This window comes from Ruegeria sp. YKSF070 (assembly GCF_059612725.1).
In genome coordinates this window covers 43,199-65,310 of the sequence record NZ_JBXWRD010000002.1, presented here as the reverse complement: position 1 = coordinate 65,310, position 22,112 = coordinate 43,199, and the positions used below count along the sequence as shown (strand labels likewise).

Below are 22,112 nucleotides of genomic sequence, written 5' to 3'. Positions count from 1 at the left end.
GGCAGGATTTCGAAGAAATCCTGTTAACAGGGTTTTAATGAAAACCCTGTTCCCGCACCTGTTCATCGGTCGCGACGGGTAGCTGGGCCGGTTTTTCCTCGCTGGCCTGACCGTGCTCGGTCTTGTCCCAGAAATAGGGATTCACCACCAATTCATAAAGCGCCTTGTAGGCGGCCAGCACGCCCAGAGGAAAATAAACTGGCATGGTCAGCGTCCAGGGGATCAGGAATCGGCGCTCTGCCGCCGAGACCGCGACCAATCCGATCGCCAGTCCCAGCAGCTCGGTCGCCCCGAAGATGGCGGTACACAGGATCAGGACCGGGGCCGACAGAACATCGTCCAGCGGGTGGGGCAGGCCGAACAGGATCAGCCAGAAGGACCACAGCACGGGCGCCAGCAGGAACTGGCCCAATGTCCCTAGAAAGAAGGCCTGTACGCCCAGAAAGCGCCGCGTGCCCAGCTCGGCCCACAACCGCAGCGGTGCCCGCATATGCACCAGATATGTAACCATGAAGCCCTTGAGCCAGCGCGAGCGCTGCTTGACCCAGGGCCAGGAGCGGTAATTCGCCTCTTCATAGGTCACCGTGTCGATCAGCTCGGTCCGGTACCCGGCCCGGCAGAGGCGCACACCCAGATCGGCATCCTCGGTCACGTTATGCGCGTCCCACCCGCCCAGTTCCTCCAGCACGCGTCGGCGAAAGAACAGCGTCGTGCCACCCAGCGGCACCACCAGGCCCAGGCGGGCGATACCCGGCAGCACGATGCGGAACCAGCTGGCATATTCGATGGTGAAACATCGTGCCCGCCAGCTGCTGCGCGGGTTGTAGTAATCCAGGATGCCTTGAAGGCAGACCACCTCTTCGGGCGCCTGGGCGAACCGGGCCGCGACCTGTTCGAGTTGGTCAGCGACCGGCGCATCTTCGGCATCCCAGACGCCGATGATCTCGCCCCGGCAGAAATCGAGCGCATAGTTCATCGCGCGGGGCTTGGTTGTCAGCCCCTTGTGGCCGGGCACCTCGATCACCCGCATCCAGGCGGGCAGGGTGCATTGGGCCAGGGTCTGACGGGTGACGTCGTCTTTCTCCTCCAACACCAGGATGACGTCCAGCAGCGCTTTTGGGTAGGTCAGGCGGCCGAGGCGGGCCACCAGTGCGGTGGCAATCTCGCGCTCTTTGTAGAGCGGTACCAGCATCGAGATCTTGGGCAGGCGCACCCCCTTTATATCGGTGCCGGGCGAGGGCGGATGCGGTGCGGTCAGATGCGACTGGCTCATGAGATGGGCCACCAGGGCAACCGCCTTGAGCCCCGCAAACAGCGCTAGGGTCAGAACGGCGGTCAGGAACAGCAGCGTCAATCCCTGTACCGGCGCCAGTACAAGCAATCCCAGCAGAACCAGCAGCGCCAGGCTGCCCGGTATCCGGCTGCGCCAGTTCCAGGTCCGGCAGCTATAGCGCGGCGCGACCCGGGTTTCGGCCAGCTGCGCAAGGGTGACGGCATAGCGTCGCGCCAATGCCGCGTCGATCTGATCGCGGCTGGCAAGCGCCGGCATCAGCAGGATACCCGTTTGCGCCATCTCGGCGCGCAGCCGGTCGAACAGGTCGGGGCGTGCGGTGGCGACGATGACCATGGGCCCCAGGCGCATCCAGGGAATTGCACCATGACGCAGCCAGAAATCGTGAGGCATCAGCCCGCATAACTCGTCCCTAGGCGGATCAGCGGCCAGATCGACCCATTGCACCCCGTTCTGAAGCGCCAGCGCGCGCAGGATGTCATTGGGTTCGGCCCAGCCCTCGGCGATCAGGATCTCACCGATCGGCGCATCAAGCCAGAGTTGCATTTGCAGGGCCTGCACCAGCTGGGCCTGGCTGATCACCCCGCTGCGCACCAGGTATCGGCCAAGAGGCAGGTGCGGTTCCGGCGCCGGATGCGCAAGGCTGGCAGAGCTTAGCCTGAGATGTAGGTCGCTCATGATGCGCAGCCCCGACAACCGTTCCGGGAGTCAGGGTTGCGCAGTTCAGGTTAATAGAGCGTTAATGGCAGACAAAACCGGCTGAGATTGCAGGTTTTTTGTCAGGCATCGGCCTTTTGTGCGTCCATCGCTTCGGCAAAGCGTTCGAACAGATAGAAACTGTCCTGCGGGCCGGGGCTGGCCTCGGGGTGGTATTGCACCGAGAAGACGGGTCGTTCGGTCATGCGGATGCCGCAGTTGGAGCCATCGAACAGCGAGCGATGGGTTTCCACCACGCCCTCGGGCAGGCTCTGCGCATCGACGGCAAAGCCGTGGTTCATCGAGGTGATCTCGACCTTGCCGGTTTCCAGATCCTTGACCGGGTGGTTGGCTCCGTGATGGCCGTGGTTCATCTTGACGGTGCGGCCGCCAAGCGCCAGCGCCAGCATCTGGTGGCCGAGGCAGATGCCAAAGACGGGCAGGGCGGTGGTATCGAGGATCTCGCGGATCATCGGCACCGCATATTCACCTGTCGCCGCCGGGTCGCCGGGTCCGTTCGACAGGAACACGCCGTCGGGCGCATGTGCCAGCACCTCGGCCGCGGTGGCGGTGGCGGGCAGCACGGTCACGTCACAACCTGCCGAGGCGAGGCAGCGCAGGATGTTGCGCTTGGCACCATAGTCGATGGCGACCACCTTGTGCTTGGGCGCCTCCTGCCGGGCATAACCCTCGGGCCAGGCCCAGCGCATCTCGTCCCAGCGATAGGATTGGGCACAGGTCACGTCCTTGGCCAGGTCCATGCCTTCGAGCCCGGCAAAGCCGCGCGCCGCAGCGACCAGCGCGGCAAGGTCGAATTTTCCATCGGGGTCATGGGCCAAGGCCACATGCGGCGCGCCCTGCTGGCGAATGGCGCGGGTCAGGCGGCGGGTATCGACACCGCCAATGGCGATCCTGCCGCGCCGGGCCAGCCAGCCCTTGAGCTCTTCGGCAGCGCGCCAGTTGGACGGTTGCGTCGGGTCCCATTTCACCACCATCCCGGCGGCCACCGGGTTGGCCGTCTCGTCATCCTCGGGGGTGACGCCCACATTGCCGATATGGGGGAAGGTGAAGGTCACGATCTGGCCGGCATAGGACGGGTCGGTCATGATTTCCTGATAACCGGTCATCGCGGTGTTGAAACACAACTCGGCCACGGTCTGGCCGGTGGCGCCGAAGCCGGTGCCGTAAAACACTGTTCCATCGGCCAGAACCAGGCATGCGGTGGGCTTGGACAGGGGGTTCTGGGCCATGGCGCGACTCTCTATCTCTGGGTAAATCGGCGCATACCTAAGGGTCTTGTGGCCCTGGGTCAACCCTGATCAATTTTTGCGCTTTTGTTGTTTTTCAATGACTTAACGATATATCACCCCGGTTGTGTCGTGCTTTTTCTTTCGCTATGTTCGGGAACTTGAACAATGTCAGGGGATGGGCAGTTCTGATGGATATGCGGGCACGTGTGAATACCGCGCTGAAACAGGCGATGAAGGACAAGGCCGCCGAACGGCTGTCGACCCTGCGTCTGATCAATGCGGCGATCAAGGATCGCGATATCGCGGTGCGTGGCAGCGGCGATGAAGAGGCCGCCTGTTGCGGCGATGCCGAGGTTCTGGCCATTCTGGGCAAGATGACCAAGCAGCGCCAGGAAAGCGCGCGCGCCTATGAAGAGGGCGGGCGGCTGGATCTGGCCGAGCGCGAGCGTCAGGAGATCGCGGTGATCGAGGAGTTCCTGCCCAAGCAGCTGGACGAGGACGAGGTCGAGAACGCCGTGCGCGCGGCGATCACGGCCACCGGTGCCGGGTCGATCCGCGATATGGGCAAGGTGATGGGCGAGTTGAAGGCGCGCTATACCGGCCAGATGGATTTCGGCAAGGTCGGCCCGATGGTCAAGGATCAGCTCTGCGCCGCCGGAAATTGCTGATCCGACTTTGTGAGGACCAATCGAAAGGCCCGCCCGCGCGGGCCTTTTCTATTGTCGCCGCGCATAGCTGCGGTCCAGTCCCGCGATAAGGCTCAGGAACTCTTCACGCACGCGCGGGGCAAAGGGATTGGCGCTTTCGATGGCGGTCAAGACGCCGGGCGGGTCGTGGCGTACCATCTCGACCGCCTGTTTCAGCAAATCGAAGCTGGCGGTGGTCATGCGGTCGGGCAACGGCCCCATCCGGTTCAACGCCTGGGCGATCAGATGGGTCAGCCCCTGTACCGTGGCGGCCTCGCGGTCATGTGCCTCGGGCGTGGTCAGGATCACCCGCAGCCCCAGCCGCGCCCGCAGAAAGGCAGCCACCGGCAGATGCGCCTGCCCCCGCAAGGGGCAAAGCGCGATCTTGTGACCGGCGATGCCGTGCCGCGCGCTTTGCGGACCGAACAGGGGATGGGTGCCGATCAGCGCCACATGGCCGGGCAGGTTCGCCTGCATGATCGCAGCCGGGGTCATCTTGACCGAGCCGACATCGGCCACCACCGCACCGGGGCGCAGATGCGGGGCGATGGTGCGGCAGGCCTCGGCCATGCCCGCGACGGGCATCGCCAGGATCACCAGGTCGCAGCCCGCCGCCTCGATCAGCGGGACAGCCCGTGCGCCGGCGGGGCGGTTGATGCCATCGGGCAGGGCGGGGTCATGGATCAGGCAGGGCAGATGCGGCGTCAGATGCGTCGCGATCAAGCGGCCAAAAGCGCCAAAACCTAAGAGGCCGACCGAGGTAAAGGTAAGGTGACAGGACATGACAGGCTCCGAAGGGGCCGCGATGCCGGGTCATGTGGTCAAGTGAGAAACTGTTCGGACCGCCGGATCGCGGCGGGTGAACAGGAAATGCAGCCGCCGTTATGTGAACGGCGGATAATAGACGGTGCTGACAAAGGCGCGTGTCCGTTGCATGTCGTTTGCCTAGCTTGCTGCGGCGGACCTGTCAATCACCGCGCCAGCATGTCCCGCAGATCGTCGTAGAGCGCGATGCGTTCATCCTCGGACAGAAACGCCCCGATCTCGACCTCGCGCCCGCCACCCTGCAGGGTCACGTAATGGGGCACCGGCCCGCCATGGGCATGCATGGTGGCGCGCGCCCAATAGCGGTTGCAGTCCCATTCCTGCACCGCCCCGCGCGGGTTGTGGCGCACCAAATGCGCGCGTTCGGGGTCGAGCGTCAGTATTTCGAGGATGCGGCGCTGGCGATAGTTCATCTCGATGGCCAGCCACAGCCCGGCGACCGCCAGCAAAAGAAACGGCAACAACCCCCACAACAGTGGCGACCCCAAGACCGCGATCAGCGGGAGTGCCCCAAGCGCAAAGATCGACAGCACCAAGGCGGCCGCTCCGCGCGGCGGCAACGAGTTGTGCGGCCACAGATGCAGCTCTTGCAGGGTATCGGTGCGTTTCCAGTCATAGGGCATGGCGTTTAGGTATCACGACCGCGGCCGCCGTCCATAGCCCGCGTTGCCGCAGCAACGGTTCAATCGAGGAGTTCGACCTGATGATATTGCAGCAGGTCCAATGCCTCCATACGCGCACGCAGGTCCTCGGACAGCACGCTGACCCGGTCGTAGAAGCCCGATAGCAGTTCCAGAAGGTCCTGTTCGCTGGGGTTCTCCAGTTCTGCCTCGGGGGCTACCTGGCGCAGGATTTCGTAGTTTCCGGTGCGCAGGTTATAGGTGCCGTCGCTCATTTTCCTCAGCGTCCGGTTCACCCACAGATCGCGGTTTTCGCAATGCATATGCGCGATCCAGGCATTGTCCATCTTGAAGACCGCATTCTTGGTCTCACGCGACGGGGGGCGTGGAAAGTGAATGCCGTGGCCCCACCCCTCAAGCCCTGCGCGCAGGATCGACTTCCCTTGGTAATGCCCAAACAGCCCGTTGCGAAAGATCTGAAGGTCATCGCCATAGACACGCCGCCGGGCGCGGAATTTCAGATGCCGGACAGAGCGGCGAAAGGGAGTTGGCCCCTCATGTTCCTTGGGCGGGATCATCGGCTCCAGCGTGCCCAGATGGGCGGTCTGGTAGCTTTCGGGGACAGTCGCCAGTTGCGCGCCGAGGGGCGCCCCATCGGTCACCATCAACTCGTCGGCATCGAAATGGGCCTGCCAGTCGGTCAGACAGCGATCATAGGCGACACGGCCGTTGAGCAGCTGGCGTCGTTCGACAAAGGGGGGACGCCGTCGGTTCATGCTCTGCCAGTAATCGTCACCACAGCGTTGGGCGATCACCCCGGGCTGGTTTGCGAAAGTGTCAATGGCTGGATCGTCGGGGTCGTCGAAAAAGAGGTGCACATAGCTGGCACCGGCGTCCAGGTTGTGATCAACAAACCGGCGCAGGATGTGAACGGGTTCCCTGACCATGGAAAAGATGCTCCAGGTCGCTTTCATGAACTGCCTCGAAACTTGTTCTATTTTTTGACAAAGTCTCCACAAATCCTGGGGTATGTACAGCCTGCGGTTTTGGACCGGCGTCGGTGCCGTGCCCGGCGTTGAGATTTTGCAACGCCTGCCGGTAGGGGCGATGGTAGGGCGAGAGAAAAGGAAAAGGCCCCCGCGCGGATGCGCCGGGGGCCTTTCTGGTTTTTCTGGCTCAGGCGCTTAGTGTGCGTGGCCTTTGTCCCAGTCTTCCTGCTTGGGCAGGGTCTCGAACGTATGTTCCGGCGGCGGGGTGGGCAGGGTCCACTCCAGCGTATCGGCATATTCGTTCCAGTAGTTGTTGCGGCTTTCGCGGGCGCCGCGGAACAGCGCATAGAACACGATGCCGAAGAACAGCAGGAACGAGGCGAACGAGATGAACGCGCCATAGGACGAGATCTTGTTCCAATAGGCGAAGGCTTCCGGATAGTCGATGTAGCGACGCGGCATGCCTTGACGGCCCAGGAAGTGCTGGGGGAAGAAGGTCAGGTTGGCGCCGATGAAGAACATCCAGAAGTGGATTTTGCCCCAGAACTCGGAGTACTGGCGGCCCGTCATCTTGGCAAAGTAGAAATACATGCCGGCAAAGATGGCGAACACGGCACCCAGGCTCATCACATAGTGGAAGTGGGCAACCACGTAATAGGTGTCATGATAGGCCCGGTCGACCGAGGCCTGGCTGAGCACCACGCCGGTCACACCGCCGACGGTGAACAGGAACAGGAAGCCGAAGGCGAACAGCATCGGCGTCTTGAACTCGATCGAGCCGCCCCACATGGTGGCGATCCAGCTGAACACCTTCACCCCGGTCGGCACCGCGATGACCATGGTGGCCAGCATGAAATAGGCCTGCTGGTTGAGGCTCATGCCTACGGTGTACATGTGGTGCGCCCAGACGACAAAGCCCAGAACACCGATCGCGATGATCGCCCAGACCATCGGCAGATAGCCGAAGACGGGCTTGCGCGCGAAGGTGGCGATCACGTGGCTGATGATGCCGAAACCGGGCAGGATCACGATGTACACTTCCGGGTGGCCGAAGAACCACAGGATGTGCTGATACAGGATCGGGTCGCCGCCACCGGCCGGGTCAAAGAAGGTGAAGCCGAAGTTACGGTCCATCAGCAGCATGGTGATGGCGCCGGCCAGAACCGGCAGCGACAGCAGGATCAGCCACGAGGTCACGAAGATCGACCACGAGAACAGCGGCACCTTGAACAGGGTCATGCCGGGGGCACGCATGTTCAGGAAGGTGGTGATCATGTTGATCGCACCCAGGATCGAGGAGGCGCCCGACAGGTGCACGGCGAAGATCGCCAGGTCCATCGACATGCCGCCTTCGGTGGTCGACAGCGGCGGGTACAGAACCCAGCCCACGCCCGAACCCAGCTGGTCGTTGCCACCCGGCGTCAGCATCGAGGCCACACCCAGCGAGGTACCGGCGACATAGAGCCAGAAGCTGAGGTTGTTCATGCGCGGGAACGCCATGTCCGGCGCACCGATCTGAAGCGGCATGAAGAAGTTGCCGAAACCGCCGAACAGGGCCGGAATGACGACAAAGAACATCATCAGGACGCCGTGATAGGTAATCATCACGTTCCACAGATGGCCGTTCGGCGTGCAGGGATCGGCCATGAAGCCTTCCAGACACATGTACTGAACACCCGGCTCCATCAGTTCGAGCCGCATGTAGACGGTCATCAGCACCGAGATCAGACCGGCCAGCGCCGAAAAGATCAGGTACAGGATCCCGATATCCTTGTGGTTGGTCGACATGAACCAGCGGGTGAAGAAGCCGCGATTGTCCTCATGCCCGTGACCATGAATGGCTGCGTCTGCCATTTAGGTGCCTCCTTGCAGATTTCTACGCACAGCCGAAACGCTCCGGGCCGCGCGGATTCCTTGCGGTTTTAGAATGTGAGGCAGGGCGCATCAATGGCGGAGTTTGATCTGGATCAAGATAAATGGCCGCACCCCTCTTGAATGACGACCGCTCTTGCCGCCTTGGGCCGCCTTTCGGGCGCGAAACGGACCGGCAAGACAACATGCGACCGAGAGGTGCCGCCATTGGCAGACAGGATCAGCGGTTTTCGTCGAGATGGCGGCGGATACTGCTCAGATCCTCGCGGATGCGCAGCATCGCCTCGACATGTTCGGGCTTGAACAGATGCCCAAAGCGCGCGGTGACGCGCTGGATAGACTCCTCGCGAAAGCGCCGCCCCTCGGGCGTCAGAAACACCAGCTTGCCACGCGCGTCACCGGGGTTGGGAACCACGGTGACAAGGCCATGGTCCACCAGTACCCTGAGCGAATGGGTCATGGTGTTCTTCGAGACCTGCATCGCGGATGCGATGCTGATCGGTGTCTTGCCGTCTCCCAGCCGGTACAGGTGGTTGACGATCCCAAAATGCGACGGGTGGACCCCCTGCGGCAGTGTCCGCGCCAGCAATGTCGAGGACAGCTGGTTGATGATCCCGATCTCGTTGAAAAAGGCGAAGATATCGCTTGCCGAAACTTCGCCGCTTTTGTCGTTCTTGCTCAATCCGTTACCATCTTTGCCTCGATCGGCCAGCGGGGGCTGACCGGAATATCCGGACCATAGCCAATGCGCGCCAGCATTTGAACCGTGCCGCCATCCGGCGCCAGCCGGTTGTGAACCCGGTGATACAGCTCCGCCATCTCCGGGTATTCCTGCAAGGCCTGGCTGAGCGGTTGCATGCCCAGACCGGCCCGGGTCACGGCCAGGTTGGCCCGCAACCAGTCACGACCGGCGGCGATCTGATCCATACGGGTGTTGGCGGCGGTGGTCATCCAGATATGTCCCATGGCACTGAGGCAATTGTCCATGACAGCCTCGATCCCCTGCGAATAGGCCACCGAGCCGGTGTCCAGCGCGACGTTGCGGTCGAAAAGACCCGCCAGCCGGAGGGATTCGAACATCGGGCCGGAAAAGTCGATCCCGTCCGGGTTCTCGTTGATTTCCGCCTTGCCGATGCGGAACAACTCGACGCTTTCCTTGTAGGTCCGCGGGGTTTCGATTTCGATCCGCAGGGCCTGCGCCGACAACTCGCGCCAAAAGCCGATCTCGTCCGGGGCGACCGACCCGCCGAGGCGGGTGCCATGTTTCGTGCTGGCAAGGAGCGCGTCGAGGTCGGTCGCGGACACCGCGCGCTCGGTGTCGAAGGGTTCCTTGTTCGAGCGCCGCGCCAGCACATAAGGCCAGAGCGGGTCAGGTGCCAGCGACGAATCCTCCCTGAACCGGGCCCGGGCCACGATCCGGTCGTCAAGGCCGGTTTCGGAACTGCCATCGGGGAACAGGTCGAGCGTGACGGCATACCCGTTTGCCTGTGCCGCCATCACCATCAGTTCGAGGAAGCAGCCCAGGCCGATCGTCAATTGCCGGTCGAACGGGTCCGTATGGGGCAGCTGTCGTTCGGTATCAAAGCGCAGAACGGCGGTATGCTCGCCCTCCAGCGAGACCAGCCAGGGCTGCCGGTTATGCGGGTTTGGGGCGAGAATAGCATAAGACAACGCGTTCATCCGCGGGTCGGCATAGGCGGCTCCACCTGCAATCGCCCAAGGTGCGAGCGCCTTGCCCGGGCTGCGGGTTGCCGCGAACAACGCCGCTCCGCCTGCCGCGAGTATGACGCCGCCACCTGCAAGTTTCAGAAAACCTCTACGTTTCATGGGAAAGCTCCTTAGGTTCGATGTGGAGCTATATATGGTTCGATATCGAACCTAATCAAGAGCGGACCCGCTCATGCCCTCTGCCTTCCTTTCGGTTCCCCTGAGATGCCGCACGACCCGGGGTCCGTTGGGGCGGCAAGAACCCATGGCGGCGGCTTGACCCGATCGGATGCCTCGCCCACTACTCGGGCGACGTACAGAACAGGACGGATGACCATGGCCTATGATCCCGACAATATCTTTGCCAAGATCCTCAGGGGCGAGATCCCCTCGACCCGGGTCTATGAGGATGGCGACACGCTTGCCTTCATGGATATCATGCCGCGGGCCGACGGGCATCTTCTGGTGATCCCCAAGACGCCCTGCCGCAACCTGCTGGATGCCAGCCCCGCGCAGCTGGCCGCCGTGATGGCGACGGTGCAAAAGCTGAGCCATGCGGTGATGGCCGCCTTCGGTGCCGAGGGCGTGACCATCCAGCAGTTCAACGAAGCGGCGGGCGGGCAAGAGGTGTTCCACCTACATTTCCATGTCCTGCCACGCCACGAAGGCGAGCGCCTGCGCCCGCCGGGGCAGATGGGTGACATGGCGGTGATTGCCGAACAGGCTGAAAAGATTCGCGCCGCCCTGGGGTAAGAAGTCAGATCGCCTCTTGAACCTACAGCCCCTGTAGCAATTAGGTGAGAAAGCGAACCGGAATCAGGAACGCTTTCTCATGCCACATGACCATGAGGCCGCATCGGCCCATACTCATACCCGCGGGCACCACCACCATCACATCGACCCATCAGCAGGCGATGCGCGCATTGCTTGGGCCATCGCGGTCAACATGGTGCTCACCCTTGCCCAGGTGGTGGGTGGGCTCTTGTCGGGCTCGCTGGCGCTGATCGCCGATGCGCTGCACAACTTCTCGGACGCGGTGGCGCTGATCATCGCCTTTGGCGCCCGGCGCATCGCCCGGCGCCCCGCAGATGCGCGGATGAGCTATGGCTATGGTCGTGCCGAGGTGATCGCGGCACTGATCAACTATACCACCCTGATCGTGCTGGCGCTCTACCTTGTTTACGAGGGGATCATGCGCTTTCTCGATCCGCAGCCCATCGACGGCTGGCTGGTGGTCTGGATCGCCGCGCTGGCGCTCGTCATCGATCTGGTGACGGCGGCGCTGACCTGGTCGATGGCCAAGACCTCGATGAATATCCGGGCCGCCTTTTTGCACAATCTGGCCGATGCGCTGGGCTCGGTTGCGGTGATCGTGGCAGGCAGCGCGGTGATCTGGTTTGGCTGGACCTGGGTCGATCCGCTGGTGACGCTGATGATTGCGGCCTATATCCTGTGGCATGTCAGGGTCGAGATCGGCGCCGCGATCGCGGTGCTGATGCTGGGCACGCCGCCGGGCTACGACCCCGAGGGCGTGGCGCAGGAAATCGAAGCTGTTGAGGGCGTGCAATCGTTGCATCACCTGCATCTGTGGAGCCTGCAAGAGAATACCGCCGCGCTCAGCGCGCATCTGGTGATTGCACCCGGCGCCTGGGATCAGGCCGATGCAATCAAGACGCGGGTCAAGGCCTTGCTGGAGGAACGGCACGACATCGCCCATGTCACGCTCGAGATGGAATGCGCCGCTCATGCCTGTTCGTGCCCGCAGCGGATCGGCAGCGCCTGACGCAGCCTGCAAAAGAAATTGCCGTCCCGCTTGGGGCGGGACGGCAGAACCGGAAGAATGAGCGCAGATACCGTCATGGGGACAGGCGACCGCGCCGGACTTGATCAAAACACCACTCACTCACTGAACGGTAAGACCTGTCTGCCACGAAGATTTTTTCGTCACATGACCCATTTGGGTCATTTTTCGCGGTTGCAGAAGAATTTCGTTTTTTCTCCCTGACCCGTTCGGGTGATTGTCAGCTGTCAAGGTTGAACTAGCTGTATAGTAGGCCAAGGGAGAAGCGCGATCCGGGACGAGTCCATATACCACACGCCGCCAAGCCGCGAGCAGGTCATTACGGCGATTTACGAGACGGTGTTGCGGCCCGATCTCTACGAAGACGTCATGGAGATCTGGGAATCGCATATCGGCATGATGACCCGCGATGCCGAGCTGGCCGCCGATAGTTTCACAGCTGCGACGGCAGGGGTCGCGGTAGATTCCGAGCTGCAACAGCATTTCCAGCGCGCGCATGTCATTCTGGAGCAACTGGGCCGAAAGGCGCCGCAATCCGAGATGGAGCGTCGGGTCGAGGGGGCGCCGGGACATGTGATTCTGGCCGGCCCCGATCGCAAGATACGCGCGGCCAGCGCTCAGGCGCGCGAGTTGCTGGGCGGGGCTTCGGATCTGACGCAGCTCGCCGCGCATCTTGCCTCGAGTGGCGAACAGATGCTGGATCGTATGGTCGGGGCCGCGCGGTCGGGCGACATCAGGATCCCGCAGGTTGTGCTGACCACCGATCTGCGTCCGCGCCACCTGATCGCGCGGGTGATCAGCAGCCCCGAGGGGAACGGCCAGGTGATGATCGAGGGGCTCGATTACCAATGGACGCCGGCCGCCGAACGGGTGCTGGTGGGTTCGTTCGGACTTTCACCTGCCGAGATCGAGATCGTGCGCAACCTGATGGAAGGGCGCAGCCTTCGCGAGATTGCACAGATATCCGGTCGATCGGAACATACGGTCCGCAACCAGGCGAAATCGGTTCTGGCCAAGACGGGCGCGCCGGGACAGGTGGATCTGATCCGGCTGGTCGCCTTCCTGATTGATCGCGGTAACCAGTCACGGCTGGGTGGGCATCCCGGCGCAGTCGATCTGAACGACGATGTGCTCGACATGGGCAGCGGCTACAGGATGCAACTCTATCAATGCGGCGATCCGGGCGGGCGGCCGGTCCTCTACCTGCATGGCATGCTCGACGGGATGGCACCGCTGGAGTATCTCAAGCACGACTTTGCCCGGCGCGGATTGCGGGTTCTGGCTCCGGTGCGGCCGGGCTATGGCTTGTCCGATCCGGTCAAGGGAGTCGAGACCGGGCTGCGCGTGATGTCCTCCCATGCGCTGGAGTTGATGGACCGCTTCGCGCTGGGACGGGTTGCGATCCTGGGGCATATGGCCGGGGCTGTGACGGGATATGTTCTGCGCGCGGGCGGCGATCCGCGCCTGGCGGGCATGGTCGCGGTTGCCGCCAGCGGCCCGCTGTTGCGGCGTGCACAGCTCAGCGGCATGGCGCGCCGGCAGCGGATGATGGCGATGACCGCAAGGTGGACGCCCGCCCTGTTGCCGTTTTTCGTGCGGGCCGGGATTGCCCTGATCGACAGTGAAGAGGTGGGGCGTTTCATGGACGCGCTCTATCCCCCCGGCAGCCACGAGCGTCAGGTGGTCGACCGGCTCGACCTTGCGGCGCTGATGCATGCGGGATACCGGTTCGCGGCCCAATCCGGCACGGCCGGGTTCGAGGCCGACGCGCTGACCATGGTGTCCCCTTGGCAGCGCCTGAGCAATGGCGGCACCTGTCCGGTGGTGCATCTGCACGGGGCGCTTGATCCTGTGGTGCCGGTGGACGAGACGGCCCGTTTCGCCGCGAGCATTCCGGGCGCCAGTTTCCACCGGTTCGAAGAGGTGGGGCAGTTCCTGATTTATGAGCGCCCCGATGCTGTTCTGGACGCGCTTGATACGCTGATTTCCTCGGGCTGAGCGCGGTTACCCGGTGCCGAACACCTGTTCGAAGCTTTGACGCAGGGCCACATCCACATCGCCCATGGTCACCGGCAAGCCCAGATCGACCAGCGAAGTCACGCCATATTCGGTGATGCCACAGGGCACGATGCCCGAGAAATGGCTCAGATCAGGCTCCACGTTGATCGAGATGCCGTGAAAGCTGACCCATTTTCGCAGGCGGATGCCGATGGCGGCGATCTTGTCCTCGGCGGGCTGGCCACTGAGCGTTAGCGGCTTGTCCTCGCGCTTGACCCAGACGCCGACCCGGCCCTCGCGGATTTCGCCGCGAATGTTGAACTCGGCCAATGCGGCGATCACCCATTCCTCGAGTTGCTGGACAAAGCGGCGCACGTCATGGCCGCGCTTACCCACGTCGAGCATGACATAGACCACCCTTTGTCCGGGTCCGTGATAGGTATATTGTCCACCCCGCTTGCTGTCATAGACAGGGAACCGGTCCGGATCGGTCAGGTCTTCGCGCCGGGCCGAGGTGCCGGCGGTGTAGAGCGGTGGGTGCTCCAACAGCCAGACGCATTCTTCGGCCTCGCCCGCCGCAATCGCGGCGGCGCGCGCCTCCATAAAGGCCACGGCCTCGTCGTAATCGGTCAGCCCGTCGGTGATCTTCCATTCCATGGCGCTGTCATATCGCGCGGACCCGGACAGGGGAAGGGGGCAGGGGGAGGGGCGCCGTCAGGCCGCCTCGGCCAGGCACCGCTGGATCACCTGCGCATAGGTTTCGGGACCCTGGGCGCCGGTCAGCAGGTATTTGCCGCCGAACAGCATCGAGGGGACGCCGGAAATGCCGTGTTGAGCCCAGAACCGTTGCTTTTCGCGCACCGGCGCCTGATGCGCGCCCGAGGTCAGCGCCGTTTGCGCGGCCTCCCTGTCCAGCCCAGCCGCCTCTACCGCGTCGAGCAGAACCGCCTGGTCCGACACATCGCGCCCATCGGTGAAATAGGACGCGAACAGCGCCTGTTTCAGCGGATGCTGGCGGCCCTGACCCTCGGCCCAGTCCAGCAGTTGATGCGCCGCAAAGGTGTTCACGATGCGGCTGTCATCGGTGAAATTGAAAGTGAACCCCAGCTCGGCCCCGATTGCCGTCAACCGGGCGCGCGCCTCGGCGCTCTGCTCTGGCGTCGAGCCGTATTTCTCCATGATATGTTCGCGCAGGTTCTGGCCCTCGGGTCCCATCTGCGGGTTCAGCTCGAACGGATGCCACCGCAGCCGAGCCAGCACGCCGGTCGCCGCAAGCGCTTGATCCAGCTTGCGAAACCCGACGATGCACCATGGGCAGACCACGTCCGAGACGATGTCGATCTGAAGTTCGGGGCGAGGGGATTGACCGGTCAACTGCGGACTCCTGAGACTGGGGCGTGTCGTGCCATCCGCTAGCAGATAGGGCGTCGTTCAAGAAATCAAAGTCATGTGTTTTTGTCTCTTCACATCCCGACAACCCTCGTCTATACGCCGCTCTACCAAGTCACTGGCAGTGCGGTCGTGGCGGAATTGGTAGACGCGCAGCGTTGAGGTCGCTGTGGGGTAACACCCGTGGAAGTTCGAGTCTTCTCGACCGCACCATTCTCAAATCCGGTATCTGTGTCTCTTATGGCGGCGCCCGCATCCCGTGCGAACGCCGCCTGTCGCGCCTCAGACCGGCAAGTGGGCGCCGACGCCCATGCGGTTCCACAGATTGATCATCCCGATCGAAGCAGTCAGCGCGGCCACTTCCTGTTCAGACAGCTCTGCGCGCACGTCGTCATAATCCGCATCCGAAACCTCGGAGCCTTCGAGCCGGGTCAGTGTCTCGGCCCAGGCCAGCGCGGCCCGATCTCGGGCGGTGAAGACGCTTGTTTCAGGCCAAACCGCGATCAGATGCAGCAGCATATCGGGCAGCCCGTCCTGCTGTGCCTCTTTCACATGCATGTTGACGCAATAGGCGCAGCCGTTGATTTGCGACACCCGGATCTTGGTCAGATGGACCAGGCGGCTGTCGGAATTGGCCTGAGAGATAGCGTCGTTGAGCGCCAGCATCGCGTCAAAGACCTGAGGTGTTTGTCTGGTGAAGTTGAAGCGCATTGTTAAGTGTCCTTTCATGCGGGTGTTGCAGTCGAATCATCGATAGTTTATATCCATGAATGACCGGCGCAAGCGGGATAGGCGGAACCAAAGAGAGGGAAGGCATGCGGCGATTGGGGGATGGGGTCGAAGCGGCGCTGCACTGTGCTGCGGTTCTGGCAGAGCTTCCAGAGGGCAAGGTTCTGTCCGGGCGTGATCTCGCCACCCTGCACGGCCTGTCGGAAAGCTATCTGCTCAAACATATGCGCGCGCTGACAGCCGCCGGTGTGGCCGAGGCGGTGCCGGGACCGCGTGGCGGCTTTCGCCTTGCACGCGCGCCGGAGCAGGTCTCGCTGCTCGATGTGGTCGAGGCGGTGGATGGTCCTGGTCCGTCTTTTGTCTGCCGCGAGATTCGGCGCAAGGGCGAGGTGACCAGCAATGACCCCTGCGCCTATCGCAAGGATTGTTTCATAAAGCGGCGGATGTTGGTCGCTGAACAGGCGTGGCGCGCCTCGTTGCGGGGCCAGTCGCTGGCGGATCTGATGGCGGATGCCCGCGCCGAGATCGGGCCCGAGAACATGCGCGCGGTCGGTGGGTTTATCGAGGAAAAACAGCGCTGAGGGCGGCGGGCCAATCGGATTTCGGGCGTGATCCGGGCGCGCATTCTCCTGGACCCCGCAAATCTGACTGTCATGCCTGCGGTTGGGGCGGAACGGCGGGGGACCAGAGACGGGCCGCAGACAGACATCCCGCGGCGCCGATCAGTGCAAGAACAGTCAGGGCAATCTGAGGTGTCGTGACCGTTGCCAGCCAGCCTGCCAGTGGATAGGCCAGCAGCCAGCAAGCATGGGACAGCGAGAACTGCGCCGCAAAAAGTGCGGGCAGATCCTCGGGCCCTGCCGAGCGGCGCAACAACCGACCCGAGGGTGTCAGCGCGCTGGCAAAGCCAATACCGTTGACGAACCAGGCCAGCAGCAGCGGGCCAGAGCCCAAATCAAAAAGTGCTACCCAGAGCGCCAGACTCAGCCCGGTCACCGCCATGGCAACGCCTCCGGCAAGCATGACGGGCCGGTCGTTGAAACGGTCCAGCAGCCGAGGCAGGGCCAGCGCCGCCAGCATAGAGCCGCCGCCAAAGGCCCCCAGCGCCAGCGCCACCATCCGGTCCGATCCGTCCAACTCGCTTTTGACCAGAACCACCGTGTTGACCAGCACCATGGCGCCGGGCATCGCCACGGCAAGGTTCAGCGCCAGCAGCCCGCGCAGCCGAGGGGTGGCGAGGTAGAGACGCAGACCCCGCAGGCTGCGCGAGGCCAGCCCCCCGGTGCGGCTGGCGCCGGGTCGTGGCAGGGCGACCGAAACCACCAGCAGTGCCGAGCCGACAAAGCCCAGTGCAGTGCCCAGAAACAGCGCGTTGAAACTCACCATCCCCAGCAACAGCGCCGCCAGTGCAGGGCTGACCAGGCTTTCCAGATCATAGGTCAGACGGCTCAGCGACAGCGCCTTGGTATAGTCTTCCTCTTCGGGCAGCAGGGCGGGGATGGTGGCCTGAAAGGCCGGGGTGAACCCGGCCGAGGCCGCCTGGAGCACAAAGATCAGCAGGTAAACCTGCCAGATCTCGGTGACCATCGGCAGGCAGGCCGCCGCCGCCGCCCGCACCAGATCCAGCGTCACCAGCACCCGGCGCCGGTCCATGGCTTCGGTCAACGCGGCGGCGAGCGGCGACAGAAAGACATAGGCCAGCATCTTGATGGTGAGCGCGATGCCCAGCACCATACCCGCGCGCGGTCCGGCCAGATCATAGGCCAAGAGCCCCAGCGCCACCGTGGCCAGACCGGTCCCGGTCAGCGCCACCACCTGCGCCGCAAAGAGCTGCCGATAGGCGCGGTGGCGCAGCACGTCGAACATGAACTGCGCCCCTCTCTCAGCCCGTGGTGGTCATTCCGCAGGGGTCGGGGCGTCGGGGCTGCCCTTGATCCGCTCGCGCGCGCCCTGCATCACCGCATAGAGCACCGGAACCAGCACTACGCCGATCACCGTGGCCGCCAGCATGCCGCCGAACACCGCCACGCCGATCGCCTTCTGGCTGGCGGCACCGGCGCCATTGGCCGTCAATAGCGGCACCACGCCCAGCAGGAAGGACAGCGCCGTCATCATCACCGCGCGAAAGCGTTGATGCGCGGCCTCGGCTGCGGCCTCGCGGATGCTCAGCCCCTTGGCGCGCTGCTCCATCGCGAATTCGACGATCAGGATACCGTTCTTGGACGCCATGCCCACCAGCATGATCATGCCGATCTGTGTGTAGAGGTTAATGTCCGAGCCGACCACGGCCACCGCCGCCACCGCCCCGAACAGCGCCACGATTACCGAAAGCAGGATCGAAACCGGCATCGACCAGCTTTCATATTGACCCACCAGGAACAGATAGGCGAACAGCACCGCCAGCCCCAGGATTACCGCGACCAGCCCGCCCGAGCTCAGCTGTTGCTGGGCGCTGCCGGTCCATTCGAAGGCATAGCCGGGTGGTAGCGCACTCGCGGTCTCTTCGGTCATCACCGAAATTGCGTCACCGGTGGACAGGCCCGGTGCGGGCACCGCCGTTACCGTGGCCGAGCGGAACAGGTTGTGCCGCTTCAGCAGCACCGGCCCCAGCACGTTCTCGACATCGATCAGCGTGCCAAGCGGCACCATCTGGCCCTGTTGCGAGCGCACATAGAGGTTGCCGATATCCTCGACCTTGTCGCGATAGCTGCCCTCGGCCTGGATCATCACCCGGTAGACGCGGCCAAACAGGTTGAAGTCGTTGATGTAATACGAGCCGAGATGCGCCTGCATGGTCTGGAACACCTCGGCCACCGACACTTGCAGCGTCTTGGCCTTTTCCCGGTCCAGATCAACGAACAGCTGCGGCACGTTTGCCCGGAAGGTGGTATAGCTCTGCGCGATCTCGGGCCGCTGGTTGGCGGCATAGACCAGCGAGCCGACCGCCGCGGCCAGATCCTGGGCCGAGCCGCCACCGGTCTGCTGCACCTCCATCTCGACACCCGCCGACATGCCCAGACCCTGGATCGGGGGCGGGTTGAAGGCCACGATCGAGGCCGCGCTTTCACCCCAGGCGATGTTGAGGATCTTTTTCAGGATGGCATCGGCGCTCAGCTCCGGCTCTTGCCGTTCCTCCCAGTTGGTCAGGTTGACGATGATCATCGCGCCGTTGGGCGTCAGCCCGTTGAGCATCGAGAACCCGTTCACCAGAACCGTGTTGGCCACGCCTTCAAGCTGTTGCAAATTGTCATTCAGCCGCGCGGTGACCGTCTCGGTCCGGCCCAGCGTGGCCGCGTCGGGCAATTGCACGTCGACGAACAGGTATCCGTTATCCTCCAGCGGCAGGAACCCTTTGGAGGTGTTCGAGAAGATGCCGCCTGCCCCGGCGCCGATCGCGGCCACGATGGCCAGCGAGATCACAGGCAGGAACAGCAGCTTGCGCACCAGCGCCACATAACCGTCGCGCACCCCGCCAATGCCGCGCTCGAACAGGGCAAGGGCCCCCTTGGGCGGGCCCGAGCGGGCCCGCAGCACCAGCCCACATAGTGCCGGCGACAGGGTCAGCGCGTTGATTGAGGAGATCGCGACCGCGACCGAGATGGTGACGGCGAATTGCGAGTAGAGCCGCCCGGTGATGCCGGGCATGAAGGTGACCGGCACGAACACCGCCAGCAGCACCAGCGTGGTCGCGATCACCGGTCCGGTGATCTGGCCCATCGCCTTGCGGGTGGCCTCGGGCGGGCTCAGCCCCTCTTCGGCAATGATGCGTTCGACGTTTTCCACCACGACGATGGCGTCGTCCACCACGATGCCGATCGCCAGCACCAGCGCAAACAGCGAGATGGTGTTCAGCGACATGCCAAAGGCCAGCAGAAAGGCGAAAGTGCCGATCAGCGAAACCGGGATCGCCACCGCCGGGATCAGCGTGGCCCGCCAGTTGCCCAGAAAGACAAAGACCACCGAGACCACCAGAACAAAGGTCAGCATCAGGGTAGAAACCACGTCACTCAGCGACTGTTCCACAAAATCGGTGGTGTTGAAGGGGATCTCATAGTCCACATCCTCGGGAAAGCCGCGCGAGAGCCTTTCCAGCTCGGCGGTTACCCGCTCGGACACCGCCAGCGCATTGGCGCCCGGTGCCTGGTAGATGCCGAGCACGGTGGCGGGCTTGCCCTGGTAAAAGCCCGAGGCGCTGTAAAACTGCGCCCCCAGCTCGACCCGGGCGATATCGCGCACCCGGACCACGGCGCCGGCCTCGCCGGTGCGGATCACGATATTCTCGAACTCGTCAACCGTGCTCAGCCGCCCCTTGGACTTGATCGTGTACTGGAATGTCTGTCCCTCTGGCGCGGGCGGTGCACCGATCTGGCCGGCGGAAACCTCAAGGTTCTGCTCGCGCACCGCCGCGATCAGGTCGCCCGGCGTGATCGACAGGGCCGCCATCTTGTCGGGGTCCATCCACATCCGCATGGCATATTGCAGGTCGGTCAGCACATCGGCCTTGCCCACCCCCTGTACCCGCGCCAGCGCGTCCTTGAGGTTGATCGAGGCATAATTGGACAGAAACACGCTGTCATAGGTGTTGTTGGGCGAGGTGAGCGTGACCACCATCAGCATGTTGGTCGAGGATTTCTGTGTCACCACGCCGGAATTGGTCACCTCGGTCGGCAACGAGGACAGCGCTTGTGCCACCCGGTTCTGCACGTTGACCGAGGCGATGTCGGGATCGGTGCCCACCTCGAAGGTAACACTCAGCGAATAGGCACCGTTATCGGCCGAGGTAGACGTCATGTAGAGCATGTCGTCGACGCCGTTCACCTGCGCCTCGATCGGGGCAGCCACGGCGTTTTCCACCGTCTCGGCATTGGCGCCGGTATAATTGGCCGAAACGCTGACCACCGGCGGGGTGATGTCGGGGAACTGCGCCACCGGCAGGACCAGGTAGCCGATCCCGCCCAGAATGGTCAGGACCAGCGAAATGACAAAGGCCAGCTTTGGCCGGCTGATGAAGAGGGCCGAGAACATGGGTTACTCTCCCGGCTGTTCTGCGGCGACGACCGCGTCGACGGCAACGCCGGGGCGCACCCGTTGAAGGCCCTCCACGATCACGCTTTCGCCCTCGCGCAGGCCATCGAGCACGATGGCCGCAGTGCCTTCCGTGTCGCCAAGCGTCACGTAACGCTGTTCGACCATCTGCTTGTCATTGACCACCAGTACGAAATCGCCGCGTTGATCGCGTTGCAGTGCCGCCTGCGGGACCAGCACCCGAAGCGTCGGCTCCAGTGCCGAGATGCGCACATGCACAAAGGCCCCGTCCACGATCAGCCGTCCTGTATTGGCGAACTCGGCCCGCATCACGACCGAGCCGGTCAACGGATCAACCCGGTTATCGACAAAGACCAGCCGCCCGACCTCGTCCAGCGGTGCGCCGTTGGGCAGGGTGACGTGAACGTCGGGGCTGCGCTTGCTCTCGGCCAGCGTCTCGGCTGTTTCACCAAGCTGTTGCAGCACGTCGATCATCCGCTTTTCGTTGAGCGCAAAGGTGACATGGATCGGTGTCTCGCGCACCAGCGTGACGAGTGGCGGGTTGGCCGGACCCACCACATCGCCGACCGACGTCGCGACCCGACCCAGCCGGCCGGCAAACGGTGCTTCGATCTGGGTATAGCTCAGATCAAGCTCGGCCTGACGGATCGCCGCCTGTGCCGATTTCACCGCCGCTTCGGCCACCAGTTCGTTGGCGCGGGCAATGTCCACTTCCGAGGCCGGAGTGGCCTCACGACGCAGCAACTCTTCCTTGCGGGCCAGTTCCACACCCGCCAGTTCCAGATTGGCCGCGGCCTTGTCCAGATCGGCGCGCCGCGCCTCGAGCACCGCCTGATAGAGGTCGGGCTCGATGCGGAACAGCAGATCGCCCTCGGCCACGGTGCTGCCATCTTCGACCAGTTGCTCGTCCAGGAACCCGCTGACACGGGCCACGATATCGACCTTGTCGATCGCCTCGCCGCGACCGATGAACACCGCCTCTTCGGTAATCTCCTGGGTGTAGGCAGCGGCAACTGACACCTTGGGCGCCTCTTGCGCGTCCATCGGCAGGGCGGCCAGTCCGACCGCAAGGCCGGTGAGGGTGGCGGGCACCCAGCGCATACGCATCAGGAGTGAGGGGGAGCGGGTCTGCATGGAAAACCTCTTTCGTCTGGTACGGTGCGCTCTCGTAATCGGAACGGCCAGGGCCGAGTCGGAATGATATACCGTCGAC

19 protein-coding genes and 1 tRNA gene are annotated in these 22,112 nt (G+C 63.5%); 6 read left to right on the top strand and 14 right to left on the bottom strand.

All coding sequences use genetic code 11. The features are described from left to right. Window positions 1–34: 34 nt before the first annotated feature. Both AC2FL1_RS01345 and carA read right to left on the bottom strand, forming a co-directional pair. Complete coding sequence (locus AC2FL1_RS01345; protein WP_496828038.1) at window positions 35–1,969, bottom strand: glycosyltransferase family 2 protein; 1,935 nt, start codon at window positions 1,967–1,969, stop codon at window positions 35–37. Window positions 1,970–2,070: 101 nt separating this feature from the next. After that, entirely contained in the window at window positions 2,071–3,237 is a 1,167-nt protein-coding gene (gene carA, locus AC2FL1_RS01340) for a glutamine-hydrolyzing carbamoyl-phosphate synthase small subunit (protein WP_496828040.1), read from the bottom strand. A gap of 188 nt (window positions 3,238–3,425) precedes the next feature. Between carA and AC2FL1_RS01335 the strand changes: the two genes are divergently transcribed. Then, a complete protein-coding gene (locus AC2FL1_RS01335; protein ID WP_234137856.1) occupies window positions 3,426–3,905 on the top strand; it encodes a GatB/YqeY domain-containing protein in 480 nt (159 codons plus the stop codon). A 48-nt stretch (window positions 3,906–3,953) separates the two neighbouring features. Here AC2FL1_RS01335 and AC2FL1_RS01330 read toward each other — a convergent pair whose 3' ends face one another. From AC2FL1_RS01330 to AC2FL1_RS01305, 6 genes are all read right to left on the bottom strand, one after another. Continuing rightward, a complete protein-coding gene (locus AC2FL1_RS01330) occupies window positions 3,954–4,706 on the bottom strand; it encodes a prephenate dehydrogenase/arogenate dehydrogenase family protein (RefSeq protein ID WP_496875750.1) in 753 nt (250 codons plus the stop codon). Between the two features lie 188 nt (window positions 4,707–4,894). Then, the gene (locus tag AC2FL1_RS01325) at window positions 4,895–5,371 is read right to left on the bottom strand and encodes a DUF2244 domain-containing protein (RefSeq protein WP_234184042.1); all 477 of its coding nucleotides are present in this window, start codon (window positions 5,369–5,371) and stop codon (window positions 4,895–4,897) included. 59 nt (window positions 5,372–5,430) lie between these two features. Next, on the bottom strand, window positions 5,431–6,342 hold the full coding sequence (locus AC2FL1_RS01320) for a glycosyltransferase family 2 protein (protein WP_496875749.1): 912 nt from the start codon (window positions 6,340–6,342) through the stop codon (window positions 5,431–5,433). A gap of 210 nt (window positions 6,343–6,552) precedes the next feature. Then, window positions 6,553–8,211, bottom strand: a complete 1,659-nt coding sequence (ctaD, locus tag AC2FL1_RS01315; RefSeq protein ID WP_234137860.1) for a cytochrome c oxidase subunit I — start codon at window positions 8,209–8,211, stop codon at window positions 6,553–6,555. Between the two features lie 238 nt (window positions 8,212–8,449). Next, window positions 8,450–8,911, bottom strand: coding sequence for a MarR family winged helix-turn-helix transcriptional regulator (locus tag AC2FL1_RS01310; RefSeq protein ID WP_496875748.1), 462 nt, complete (start codon window positions 8,909–8,911; stop codon window positions 8,450–8,452). Further along, window positions 8,908–10,056, bottom strand: a complete 1,149-nt coding sequence (locus AC2FL1_RS01305) for an Acg family FMN-binding oxidoreductase (protein WP_496875747.1) — start codon at window positions 10,054–10,056, stop codon at window positions 8,908–8,910. The genes AC2FL1_RS01310 and AC2FL1_RS01305 overlap by 4 nt, the downstream gene beginning before the upstream one ends. A gap of 210 nt (window positions 10,057–10,266) precedes the next feature. Between AC2FL1_RS01305 and AC2FL1_RS01300 the strand changes: the two genes are divergently transcribed. The 3 genes from AC2FL1_RS01300 to AC2FL1_RS01290 all read left to right on the top strand — a co-directional run bounded on the left by AC2FL1_RS01300 (window position 10,267) and on the right by AC2FL1_RS01290 (window position 13,735). Next, window positions 10,267–10,689, top strand: coding sequence for an HIT family protein (locus tag AC2FL1_RS01300; RefSeq protein ID WP_496828050.1), 423 nt, complete (start codon window positions 10,267–10,269; stop codon window positions 10,687–10,689). A 79-nt stretch (window positions 10,690–10,768) separates the two neighbouring features. Continuing rightward, window positions 10,769–11,719, top strand: coding sequence for a cation diffusion facilitator family transporter (locus AC2FL1_RS01295; protein ID WP_496875746.1), 951 nt, complete (start codon window positions 10,769–10,771; stop codon window positions 11,717–11,719). Window positions 11,720–12,106: 387 nt separating this feature from the next. Then, window positions 12,107–13,735 (top strand): bifunctional helix-turn-helix transcriptional regulator/alpha/beta hydrolase, encoded by a 1,629-nt coding sequence (locus AC2FL1_RS01290; RefSeq protein ID WP_496875745.1) that lies wholly within the window; start codon window positions 12,107–12,109, stop codon window positions 13,733–13,735. Window positions 13,736–13,741: 6 nt separating this feature from the next. Here the strand turns inward: AC2FL1_RS01290 and lipB are convergent, their stop codons facing one another. Both lipB and AC2FL1_RS01280 read right to left on the bottom strand, forming a co-directional pair. Further along, window positions 13,742–14,392 carry a lipoyl(octanoyl) transferase LipB gene (gene lipB, locus AC2FL1_RS01285; protein WP_496875744.1) on the bottom strand — a complete coding sequence of 217 codons (651 nt, stop codon included), beginning with the start codon at window positions 14,390–14,392 and terminating at the stop codon, window positions 13,742–13,744. A gap of 57 nt (window positions 14,393–14,449) precedes the next feature. Beyond that, window positions 14,450–15,109, bottom strand: coding sequence for a DsbA family oxidoreductase (locus tag AC2FL1_RS01280; RefSeq protein ID WP_496875743.1), 660 nt, complete (start codon window positions 15,107–15,109; stop codon window positions 14,450–14,452). Between the two features lie 141 nt (window positions 15,110–15,250). On the opposite strand from AC2FL1_RS01280, the gene AC2FL1_RS01275 reads away from it, so the two are divergent. Further along, window positions 15,251–15,337 (top strand) — tRNA-Leu (locus AC2FL1_RS01275). A gap of 69 nt (window positions 15,338–15,406) precedes the next feature. Here the strand turns inward: AC2FL1_RS01275 and AC2FL1_RS01270 are convergent. Then, window positions 15,407–15,835 (bottom strand): carboxymuconolactone decarboxylase family protein, encoded by a 429-nt coding sequence (locus AC2FL1_RS01270; protein ID WP_496875742.1) that lies wholly within the window; start codon window positions 15,833–15,835, stop codon window positions 15,407–15,409. 104 nt (window positions 15,836–15,939) lie between these two features. Between AC2FL1_RS01270 and AC2FL1_RS01265 the strand changes: the two genes are divergently transcribed. Beyond that, window positions 15,940–16,434, top strand: a complete 495-nt coding sequence (locus tag AC2FL1_RS01265) for an RrF2 family transcriptional regulator (RefSeq protein ID WP_496828062.1) — start codon at window positions 15,940–15,942, stop codon at window positions 16,432–16,434. A gap of 70 nt (window positions 16,435–16,504) precedes the next feature. Here AC2FL1_RS01265 and AC2FL1_RS01260 read toward each other — a convergent pair whose 3' ends face one another. From AC2FL1_RS01260 to AC2FL1_RS01250, 3 genes are read right to left on the bottom strand one after another with little or no spacing between them, the layout of a single operon-like run. Beyond that, the gene (locus AC2FL1_RS01260) at window positions 16,505–17,719 is read right to left on the bottom strand and encodes an MFS transporter (RefSeq protein ID WP_496875741.1); all 1,215 of its coding nucleotides are present in this window, start codon (window positions 17,717–17,719) and stop codon (window positions 16,505–16,507) included. 30 nt (window positions 17,720–17,749) lie between these two features. After that, a complete protein-coding gene (locus tag AC2FL1_RS01255; RefSeq protein ID WP_496875740.1) occupies window positions 17,750–20,878 on the bottom strand; it encodes an efflux RND transporter permease subunit in 3,129 nt (1,042 codons plus the stop codon). Between the two features lie 3 nt (window positions 20,879–20,881). Next, a complete protein-coding gene (locus tag AC2FL1_RS01250) occupies window positions 20,882–22,033 on the bottom strand; it encodes an efflux RND transporter periplasmic adaptor subunit (RefSeq protein ID WP_496875739.1) in 1,152 nt (383 codons plus the stop codon). Between the last annotated feature and the right edge of the window lie 79 nt (window positions 22,034–22,112).

What these genes read in the sequence shown, in the direction of transcription:
- AC2FL1_RS01345 (WP_496828038.1), bottom strand. Translation starts at nt 1,969, where the DNA reads ATGAGCGACCTACATCTCAGGCTAAGCTCTGCCAGCCTTGCGCATCCG.
- carA (WP_496828040.1), bottom strand. Translation starts at nt 3,237, where the DNA reads ATGGCCCAGAACCCCCTGTCCAAGCCCACCGCATGCCTGGTTCTGGCC.
- AC2FL1_RS01335 (WP_234137856.1), top strand. Translation starts at nt 3,426, where the DNA reads ATGGATATGCGGGCACGTGTGAATACCGCGCTGAAACAGGCGATGAAG.
- AC2FL1_RS01330 (WP_496875750.1), bottom strand. Translation starts at nt 4,706, where the DNA reads ATGTCCTGTCACCTTACCTTTACCTCGGTCGGCCTCTTAGGTTTTGGC.
- AC2FL1_RS01325 (WP_234184042.1), bottom strand. Translation starts at nt 5,371, where the DNA reads ATGCCCTATGACTGGAAACGCACCGATACCCTGCAAGAGCTGCATCTG.
- AC2FL1_RS01320 (WP_496875749.1), bottom strand. Translation starts at nt 6,342, where the DNA reads ATGAAAGCGACCTGGAGCATCTTTTCCATGGTCAGGGAACCCGTTCAC.
- ctaD (WP_234137860.1), bottom strand. Translation starts at nt 8,211, where the DNA reads ATGGCAGACGCAGCCATTCATGGTCACGGGCATGAGGACAATCGCGGC.
- AC2FL1_RS01305 (WP_496875747.1), bottom strand. Translation starts at nt 10,056, where the DNA reads ATGAAACGTAGAGGTTTTCTGAAACTTGCAGGTGGCGGCGTCATACTC.
- AC2FL1_RS01300 (WP_496828050.1), top strand. Translation starts at nt 10,267, where the DNA reads ATGACCATGGCCTATGATCCCGACAATATCTTTGCCAAGATCCTCAGG.
- AC2FL1_RS01295 (WP_496875746.1), top strand. Translation starts at nt 10,769, where the DNA reads ATGCCACATGACCATGAGGCCGCATCGGCCCATACTCATACCCGCGGG.
- AC2FL1_RS01290 (WP_496875745.1), top strand. Translation starts at nt 12,107, where the DNA reads ATGGAGATCTGGGAATCGCATATCGGCATGATGACCCGCGATGCCGAG.
- lipB (WP_496875744.1), bottom strand. Translation starts at nt 14,392, where the DNA reads ATGGAATGGAAGATCACCGACGGGCTGACCGATTACGACGAGGCCGTG.
- AC2FL1_RS01270 (WP_496875742.1), bottom strand. Translation starts at nt 15,835, where the DNA reads ATGCGCTTCAACTTCACCAGACAAACACCTCAGGTCTTTGACGCGATG.
- AC2FL1_RS01265 (WP_496828062.1), top strand. Translation starts at nt 15,940, where the DNA reads ATGCGGCGATTGGGGGATGGGGTCGAAGCGGCGCTGCACTGTGCTGCG.
- AC2FL1_RS01260 (WP_496875741.1), bottom strand. Translation starts at nt 17,719, where the DNA reads ATGTTCGACGTGCTGCGCCACCGCGCCTATCGGCAGCTCTTTGCGGCG.
- AC2FL1_RS01255 (WP_496875740.1), bottom strand. Translation starts at nt 20,878, where the DNA reads ATGTTCTCGGCCCTCTTCATCAGCCGGCCAAAGCTGGCCTTTGTCATT.
- AC2FL1_RS01250 (WP_496875739.1), bottom strand. Translation starts at nt 22,033, where the DNA reads ATGCAGACCCGCTCCCCCTCACTCCTGATGCGTATGCGCTGGGTGCCC.